The organism is Legionella sp. km772, assembly GCF_003989735.1.
In the GTDB taxonomy this organism is placed as follows: Bacteria; Pseudomonadota; Gammaproteobacteria; order Legionellales; family Legionellaceae; genus Legionella.
This window is the reverse complement of sequence record NZ_RZGQ01000026.1, coordinates 17,209-27,379: the sequence shown is the minus strand read 5'-3', so window position 1 is coordinate 27,379 and position 10,171 is coordinate 17,209. Positions and strand designations below refer to the sequence as shown.

Here is a 10,171-nt window from a genome sequence, read left to right as displayed (position 1 = left end):
ATTTTTTTGATGCAGTGTAATAATTTCGCTTTTTGGTCATTCTATTCCCCTCTTATATTAGAAGAATAGCTCTTAAAAATACCTTTTTTTCGTCTAAAAATCCGCGCCTATATCAGAGTACATGAGCTTCTATGCGGTATTTAATCCTTCTCAGGAGCAATTAGGAAAAGCTAAAAATTTAGGTTTTCCAATTCCTGAGTTTAATTCATTTTTGGGGTTGTATTATCCTTACTGGGATAATTTTGGTCGTTGGTATCATATAGTTTACCCCACTCGAGAAAATAAGTTTCGCCAAGCTTTAGCTTCAGCACCTTATGATTATCCTGTAGTGCTGGTGAATAATTCCGACTATTGGGGTGTGGGCAATTATATGTCCCATACGGCTATACCTGCTAATAACGATGCTTATTTTACTTATTTATTACTTCATGAGATGGGACATTTTTTTGGCCTTAATGAAGAATATGAAGGAGGGGGTAGGACTGAGTTAGAGTTTGCTCCCGGCATCAGCGAGCCTTGGTCACAAAACATAAGCTTTTTAGAAAACCCCTCTTATGCAGCTTTGAAATGGAATCAATTTGTTAATCCTAATATTGTCCTTCCCACTCCTGATAATGTTTGGCATTCCTCGCCGCCTGTGTATGGGGCCTATTATGGGGGATATGGCGACTCTCAAAGCAGCAGGGCTCGAAGCCATAAACCGGGGTTTAACTGTGTGATGGAGTCACATGAGCAGTTTTGTTCAGTATGTGCTAAAGGTATTCTTGATGTTGTACAATTTAGCCTGGGGATAAGTGAATAATGCGGATTGATGAAAAAATACCTGAACATTTTACTACTAGGACTAATAATGAAGAAAACTGCGAGCATGGGGCTTAATATTGTAACGATTGAGGAAGCTGAACATAGGCGGGTTTTAAAAAATCCAGCAGCCTTGGTCACTTTTCCTTTAACTAGCGAGGATCGTTCTTTGATCCAAGCCATGAAAGAGAAATTATATGCTTTAGAAGGTGTAGGGCTTGCTGCACCTCAGGTTAATGTTGCGAAACAAATTATTGTTATTTATATTCCTGAAACTGCCGCACTGCTTCGTGAGCAGGTGACCCCTTACCCTATGCATGTCATGATTAACCCAAGCTATAGAGCTGTGGGACATAGCTTAATTCATGAAGACTTTGAGGGGTGTTACTCAGTTGCCAGTAAAGCAGGAAAAGTACCACGCTATCAAGAAATTGCCCTCAGTTATTTTGACGAACGGGGAATGGAACACCAGCAAATTGAAAAAGGCTTCTATGCGAGGGTATTGCAACACGAAATTGATCATCTAAATGGAGTATTAATTATTGATCGCTTAACTGCTGATTGCGTTCAAGGGAGTCCCGAGGAAATGGCTAAATTACGTCGCGCTGAGTTATCAGAAGAGAAGCGAGCTTTATTTGATGAGTTAATGGCTAAAAAATTAAAAATTAAAGAAAGCCAATAATGCTGGTCCTAGGTCGCATATTACTACTTACAATAGAAGATTCACGGCTATAAAAAACCCATCATTGTCAGGTTTAGTGAAGCAGCAGTTTATGAGGTTGTCACTGTAAACTTGGGTCGAACCTAAGTTCGACCGCAGGTTCAATCAGGGCTTAAGCTACTTACTATCTACAACACTAATCTCCCCACTAATACCGTGGCCTTGGACACTGGGATTGTACATTGCTTCTGCGTAAATGGGTGGAACAATATATTTGCCTGGATTAACAGCTTTTATTTTATACACTAGCTCAGTTACTGTTGAGCTGATTCCACCGAAGAAGTTCACTCTATCCTCCCTTACATCAATAAAGTTCATAAGGTCATTTTTGATTGAGTCTCGTACCACTTCAAAACCCCCAGGTAGCAAATCTTCAATAGCCACATTAGAGATGTAGTCATTATTTAACGCTCGAATTTGAATATGTACTTCTATTTCACTACCTAAAGTGGTGCTTGTAAGTACTTTGCCTTGACCATCTCTAAATTCACGATAAACTTCAATACCCTTTTTTAGAGGATCTTTCACTAAAGCTTTATTAAAACCAGATTGAGTCAATTGATAAAAATAGGTCAATTGTTGTGGATTATTAAGCTGTAACTGTTTTACGTCATTTCCGACAAATAAATGAAGATAGTTGCCATTCTCACTTTCTATCTTTTTCTCTTGGTTATTAGCTAAGAGTTCAGTCATAAATAGTGAGGGTGCGTTAGTCATCCCATTGTGTTGTTGGTATGTTCCTAGGGCCATGCTGGTATAACCAGCAAAAACGGTGTTCATCTCATCACTGTTCATCGCCTCCACAAGTTGCATTAGTAATTTATTACTTACTTGAGACAACAAATTGGGGAAGTGTTTTGCGACAAGATAGAGATATTGAGCATTGCTGGTTTGATTGTTATAAAAATCATAACTAGATCCTTTAGTATTCTTGGACTCATACAATCCTATTAATTTGTTTGCCTCATCAGCACTTTTTAAGAGCTGGTAAGAGGCAGCAATATAGGCTGCAGTAATATCTTTTTGCCAGGCTTTAGAACTATCTTGCTGTAAATATAACTGCAAATTAGCAAGATAATTACTAGTAACTAGTTCATTGCGAGTAAGTATATAAATAGCATAAGCTTGAACTCTCGCTTTATCCATATCGGTTGGTGTTTGACTTGCCAGGTCTTTTAAGTAACTAATGCCATTGTAAAACAACTCATTAGGTACATTATATCCTTGTTCTTTTGCTTCGGTGAGGAAATTCATTGCGTACACTGATGCAAAGGCATTGCCGCTATTTTCTCCTAGCCCTGGCCAATAACTAAATCCACCATTAGACATTTGTCTTTGTCCGAGCATTTGAACAGTATCCTTCATTTTCTCGATAATTTGGTTCTTATTCTGACTAAACCAAGCTTGATTACCCATTGCTAATAAGGGCAAGGCCTTACTTGTTAATTGCTCAGTACATCCATAAGGATAATTATCTAAATAACGTTGCAAACCAAATACTAAGATTAAGGGGCTGGTAGACATCGTTGAATCAACCACTCGATAATCTGGATATAAGGTTTGGATGATGTTCAAGCGCTTTAAGCTTGTTGATGCTTGCCCGCTATCAATTACCGTCATCTTTGGATTAGCCGGACGAACACTTAGGGTGGAGTCGAGTGAGGTCGATTTATCCCCCGACTGAGCCGTTAAGTTTATTGTAGCGTTTCCAAGTTTAGACTTAGCGCGAAGTTTGAAATGAACTGTTTTTTCATGACCTTCAGCAATTTCTATTTGTTGTTGTGACTCGCCAAGAATCTCCAGCTCAGGGGATGTAGTCGCTATCACCTTTATTTGAGTATGATCTCCTGAATCCTTAAGATTGTTGGCTACACTTGAGGAAATATCAAACTCGTCTCCTGGTGCCACAAAGGTGGGGACATTTGGGCTTAAAATAAAATCACCGCGTATTTCGGCTGAAGTTTCCTCAGAGCCTACGGAGTCAGTAGCAACAGCAACGGCCATTACCCTAATTTTTCCGTTAAAGTAATCAGGTATCTTATAAGTTAATTGCCTATCGGTGGTATCGGTATCGATGATTCCCGACCAATAGGCAACTGGTGCATCGGTTTTACGCTTAAATGGATTTAAACGGCTTGCCATGTCATCAGAGCCATCATCTCCACCTACAGCAGAGAGTTCTCTATCTTGAATGAATTTAGGTAAAATTTGATCCACCGTCTGTTGAGTTAATACTTCTAAAGCATGCTTTTGGAAGAAAAAGGCAAGGGGATCGGGAGTAACATAGCGACTTACTTGAAGAATACCTTCATCCACGGCAAACACAATAATTTTCCCGGGTTTATCAGTATGGTAATTGATAGTGAAGTCTTCTCCAGGACGGGCTACTGAAGCTGTTTGCAAATCTATTTTAATATCATGATCATCATGATTTACGGTAAAGGGAACCACACTATAACTTAGCGGACTTACAAACAACTCAGGGGAATCCCAATCCCGAATAAAGGCAACATTTACATAAGCATCGCCTTGGAAATCAGCGGGAATATGGATAGTTTGTACAGAGTTAGTGGTACTGGTTTTAAACCATTGTGATGCATAAACTTTATCACGCTCAATAGTAATTAAACCTGAACCAGTATAAGGAGCGGTGATTTGTAATTCAATATCTTCACCAGCCTTATATTCCTCTTTATTTAATTTAATGGATAATTCGGCATTTTTAGCTAAAGGGGTTTGACTTGCACCAACAATACTAAATTTCAATTGACTTAATATTGTATTATCTTTATTTAAAACATTTAAATTGTAATCACCAATGTTAGCGCTTGGAATGGTATAGGAGGTTGCTTGCTCATCAATGCTGAACGATTGGGTGCTTACTTCAGTAGATTGAATAACAGATTGATATTGATAAGTACCATCTGGTTTCTTCACTAAGGTTGTAATTGGGTGTAGTGAAATTAATTGAATTTTTAGATCTTTGACTTCTTCTTTTGATAACTGCGGATTAATTGCAATATAATTTACCGTGCGAGTGGTATTTTGTTTAATAAATGATAAATCACCATCTGCTTTATAGCCTACAAAATAGGGGAGTGGGCTAATTAAGGTTTTCGATTGGGTTGTAACACTTCGTCCACCATCAGCTTCAAAGCCTTCAGCAAAAAAAGTCAAACGGTAAGTCGCCTTTTCATATTGCTCAAGATTAAGCGCAAATTCCGCTTCCCCTTTGTCATTGGTGCGTTCATCAGCTAAATCTTCGGTAAATACTTTAGCCGGTTTTTTGGGGTCGAATAAAGGATCATAAAATACATAATCTGGATATTCATCAAATTGGATTGTTTCTGGATTTAGAATTATTTTTGCACTTATTTTTCTATCTGTTGCTGGTGCACCATAGAGATTCCACAGCGATATTTGTGCTTTTAGATCATTAGGTGAGCTCCAGCCTTCTGAAGGTTTTGGACTAAATTGAGAATTAATCTTTAATCTATCAGGTAGAAATTCAGCAACGCGTACTGTTTCCGAGCCAAGATAGTTTTGTGAGTGATCATCTTTAACCACGTATAAGTTAATCGTGTATTGACCAGTTGGTGAGTTTGGATTCGTGGTGAAATCAAGCGCCATATAGCCGAGATCATTTAATGCGATTTTTTCGTCTTTAATCGTGGCGCCTCTCGGATCTTGCACGGTCACTTGTAAGGGCAAACCAGCGGGCTGAGGTTGAGCATAAGCTTGTTTGACGATCATCCCGATATGAACAGTATCTCCCGGTCTGTAAATACCTCGATCAGAGAAAATATAAGCACTTAAACTCTGTAAGTCTTGTGAATTTGAGTAAATGCCACCAACATCAAATTTGGAAAAATTCAGTTGTCTGTTGTAGTTATTAAAAGGGATAAAGGATACATCGTTATTAAGGCTTGCTAAATAAACAACAGGCTCTCTATCTTCTACAAAGTCTTTTAGTGTTGGAAAATTTGCCCTTCCTTGTGAATCAGTAACCCGTGATATAATGGGGAGGCCGTTTTTACCCAAAACAGTAAGCGTTGCTCCAACAACCGGAGTGCCTTGACTAATCGAGTTAACAAAAACATCATGGCTACCATCATTATTATCTTTTACCAACATACCCATGTCAGTAATTAAGATTAGGCGGCTAGCCTTTGCGTCAAGTGGTGATTTATTGTTTACATCCCACCCAGTAGCTTGTAATAAAAACAACCCATGGGGACCTAAGTTTTTATCTTCATTGGGAACCGATAGATATTTTCCTAAATCTAGTGCTGTGTATTGCTGTTTAGTCAAGTCGCTGGTATCGAACTGTTGGATATCAGAAAATATTTGACTTATATTTTGCTGGTTAAATGTAGGGTTAATAAAATATGGATTATTAAAATCGCCTTGGGTTTGGGTTATCAATTGATTGATGTTGCTGGGTAGAACACGAGCGAAATCAAATTTTACTGCTGGAACTCCGCGTATTAATACTGACAATTTTTGCTCCCCGTTTAGAGCAAGTAAGGAGCCTTTATGTAAAAAACTAATTTCTTTGGGGTATTCGGGTACGGGGATGATGTTCGCATAATTAGTATTTAGACTAAAGCCGCCAAGACCTTTCATACCCTTATCTACTTTAATGTAAATGTACCGCGGTGTTTGAGCCGCAAATTTAAAGCTGTGTAAGGTCGAGTAATTATGCTCTGCAGGAATAGCCACTTTATTAAGTGGGGTAGATAAAGCTAAAACACTCTCGCTTACTTCACCAGGATTTTGCCAATTATAATTGGGTATGCTTTCCTGTGTTCGGCTAGCTGGAAGATCTTTCGGTAATAGATACATGTGGACGGATTTATTAAAATCAGCTTCATTTACACCTAGAGTTGTTTCTACGGTGAGTACTTGTTCAGGACGGTCTTTGTCATTTCTTATAATTGAGGCCGATGCGGATACCACTTTTAGGAAGGTAGTATTATCAGGAATTAAAAGATTTTGGCTTTGCTCTCTATTTAATTCGGCGCCACTTGTGGCTGCAATGTTTTTTCCTAAATTAAGACGCAAATAACGCTCAACGTCTTTGATCTTAATAGTGTCTGAGTGTAAGTAAGCAACACGTTTGTTCGCATCAAAATTGTAAGCGAATTTAAGTTCCTCTGCATTTAAATCTAAAGCTCCTTTTTTTATTGCTTGAAACATTAAAGTAGTGTATTTCTTTAATGTTTCTTCGTTAACTGGATAATTAAATTCAATGGTTGCAACCGCCTCTCTTTTTTCTGCATCAACTGGATCTTGATAAAATTTAAATTGTTTAATGGTCGCAGCAAACGGAATGGTTGAGAAACTAAAATCATAATGTTTTAAAATAGTTTGAGCACTAAAGAAACTAGTAGTGGTATGGATAGTAAATTTTTGTCCTGCCGGCCAATCTTCCTTAGGAATAAAAATTAGCTGACTGTCCGTTTCCCAATGCCATTCCCCCTCTATCTTTGGACTTAGCTCTATCCCTTCATTAACAACTTTGCCAATTAGATTGATAGGGGCTACTGATTTTGGCTTGAAACCGCTTTCTTCATCTTCATTTTCATCTTGCATCCCAAAGTTAATAATTAAGGGATTAGGAACCAAAACCTCTTCATTTGCAGTAATTGCAGGAACAGTTATGGAGGGAGTAATATAAATCGGTTCGGGTAAATTTTTATACCAGTTAAGAGTGTAAACCAAAGCGAAAATGGCAACTATAACGAGTGAAATACTGCTCCAAAATGTTTTTGGTGAGCTCTGAGATTTATTTTTTAAATAACTAAGCCAGGGTGGGCAACTCCAATTAATTTTTCCAAAAAGTGTAGAAAAGACGGAGCCAATTTTTTTTAGCAAAGAATTTTGCGAGTTGCTGTTCATGATTTATTCCACATGGGATAGTTATAGGTTATTTTGTGTGAATCATTTGCCATTTTGACATTTTTTCACCAAAAGCCGAGCTATTTTAATGTAAAGATTATTAAAATTGAATATAATTAACTCTTTTTTTAAAACTATATTTGGGCCAATGAAAAAAAGTCTTAAGTTAATAAGCATAATCGCTGTTTTACTGTTTGTCAGTGCTTACCTAATATTATTTTTTATGCCTAAACCCTCTTTGCTTGGTCCTTATAGTTTTTCTAAAGCAGTATATGATGATCAACAACAATTACTACGCCTAACCTTGAGTAAGGATGATAAATATCGCTTGTTTACGCCTATAAATAAAATACCCCAACAATTGATTAACGCAACTTTATTGCAAGAAGATCAATATTTTCGCTGGCATAGCGGTATTAATCCCTTCGCTTTAGTTAAAGCGGTTTGGCATACCTATGTTATTCAATCCCGAAAAATTGGTGCCTCGACTATTACGATGCAATTGGCCCGTATTCGCTTTGGTATTAACTCTAAAAAAGCTTTGGGAAAATTGGAACAAATTGTTAGGGCCTTGCAATTAGAAACACATTACAGCAAGAAGGAAATTTTAGAGGCTTATTTAAATTTAGCTCCGTATGGCGGGAATATTGAGGGTGTTGGCGCGGCAAGCCTCGTTTATTTTCATCACCCCATAGAAAAACTGACCCTGCCTCAAGCCTTAACCTTAAGTATAATTCCTCAAAATCCCAATAAGCGCACGCCTCAAAATAATGAATTAAAGGAAATTAGAGATTTGTTATTCACGCGTTGGTTGGCTAAATACCCGCAAGATCAAAACAAAAAAACTCTTTTTAGTTTGCCGCTAGTGATGTATCAAGTAAATCAATTACCTTTTCGTACGCCACATTTAGTCAATGCTGTATTAAAAAATAATTTTAATGAACAAGAGATAATAACGAGCTTGGATTCAAGAACCCAGACCATCGTTGAGCGCATTACGCATCGTTATTTAGCTCGAAAAAAGAATTTAGGCGTTTATAACGCAGCCATTTTATTAGTCGATACCCGGGATATGAGTGTCAAAAGTATGCTGGGTTCGGCTAATTTTTTTGATAAGAGTATTGGTGGCCAAATCAATGGCATAGAAACAAAACGCTCGCCAGGTTCCGCACTAAAGCCCTTTATTTATGGTCTAGCGCTTGATCAAGGCCTTATACACCCGAATACAGTTTTAAAAGACGTTCCGCATAGTTTTAATGGCTATAATCCGGAAAATTTTGATTATGATTTTATGGGGCCGGTGAAGGCTAGGGATGCCTTAGTGTTAAGTCGTAATATCCCTGCTATATATCTTTCAAGTCAATTAAATAATCCATCTTTACATCAATTACTGGAGCAAGCTCAAGTCAGCCATTTGAAACCGGAGTCATTTTATGGTTTATCGCTTAATTTAGGCGGGGTTGAATTAACAATGAAAGAGCTTGTTAGTTTATACGCTATGCTACTTAATGATGGGGTATGGTATCCAATTCATTCTTTAAACAGCCAAGAAAAAAATAAAGGTAAACGTTTGTTAAGTAGAGAAGCGAGCTTCCTAGTGTTAGACATGCTCCAAAATAATCCTAATAGTGATTATACCTATAAAAATGCCTTGTCCATGCCCGTATCTTGGAAAACTGGAACTTCCTCTGGCTATCGTGATGCATGGACTGTCGGTACTTTTGGTCCCTATGCCCTAGGTGTATGGATTGGTAATTTTGATAACAAAGCTAATCCTGCTTTTGTTGGTAAAGACCTTGCGGCACCTCTGTTTTTTGAACTCATTGATGCTATTCAACATGAACGAGGACCCATAGCGCAAATTAACAAACACCCGGAATTGATGAACCTTCGTAAAATTGAAGTGTGTAAAGCCTCTGGGATGTTACCCACACGCTACTGTACGAATAGAGAATGGACTTGGTTTATTCCTGGTAAATCACCGATTAAAACAGATACTATTTTTCGTGAGGTGGCCATTAACAGTAAAACAGGATTAAGGACTTGTCATGTGAATGAATTTACGCGTTTTGAAATCTTTGAGTTCTGGCCTTCTGACTTATTAAGAATTTTTCGTCGTGCTGGTATACAAAGACATACCCCTCCATTTTTCGAACCCGATTGTGCTTTATCTGGTAATGGGATGAACCCACAAATTTCCTCACCACAAGCAGGAATTAGTTATATAATTCGAGCTAGCTCTACAATAAATAATAAAATACCTTTGACAGCAGTAACGGATGCTGGTGTGGCTCATTTGTATTGGTTTATTAATGAAACCTTCATCGCCAAAACAAGCAGTGATGAATCTTATCTTTGGCAGGCGAAACCAGGCAAATTTACTATACGAGTGGTGGATGATCGTGGATTATCCGATGCTAGAGATATTCATGTCCAAGTAGATAGTTAATTCTAATGCTAACTTTTGATTCTTCTTTTATATCTAATATGCTATAAATGTTGTCTTTATCTGTCTTTAAACAACATTAAAAAACTTTATATTAAGGCAAATTTACATAATCTAAATCCAATAAAAAATAACCACGACAGGATGCTCCTTGAATTGGAATTATTAAGGATGATTAACCCAATGAAAAAAATCAAAGCGCTAATAACTAGAATAGGCTTTATTTTAAATTTTAATAGGCAGGCAAGGGCGGGCCTGTTATTTAAAGTTTCATCTACCGACCTGCAACTTTACATTACTGG

Annotated in this window: 4 protein-coding genes; 3 read left to right on the top strand and 1 reads right to left on the bottom strand. The window is 37.6% G+C overall.

Annotated features, from left to right (window positions below):
* Positions 1-121 precede the first annotated feature (121 nt).
* Together ELY15_RS04975 and def are read left to right on the top strand one after the other, a co-directional pair.
* Entirely contained in the window at positions 122-802 is a 681-nt protein-coding gene (locus ELY15_RS04975; protein WP_370449384.1) for a M64 family metallopeptidase, read from the top strand.
* A 66-nt stretch (positions 803-868) separates the two neighbouring features.
* A complete protein-coding gene (gene def / locus ELY15_RS04970) occupies positions 869-1,483 on the top strand; it encodes a peptide deformylase (RefSeq protein WP_127098554.1) in 615 nt (204 codons plus the stop codon).
* Positions 1,484-1,639: 156 nt separating this feature from the next.
* Here the strand turns inward: def and ELY15_RS04965 are convergent, their stop codons facing one another.
* Entirely contained in the window at positions 1,640-7,423 is a 5,784-nt protein-coding gene (locus ELY15_RS04965; protein WP_127098552.1) for an alpha-2-macroglobulin, read from the bottom strand.
* Between the two features lie 148 nt (positions 7,424-7,571).
* Between ELY15_RS04965 and pbpC the strand changes: the two genes are divergently transcribed.
* Positions 7,572-9,872 carry a penicillin-binding protein 1C gene (gene pbpC / locus ELY15_RS04960; protein WP_127098551.1) on the top strand — a complete coding sequence of 767 codons (2,301 nt, stop codon included), beginning with the start codon at positions 7,572-7,574 and terminating at the stop codon, positions 9,870-9,872.
* Positions 9,873-10,171: the final 299 nt, after the last annotated feature.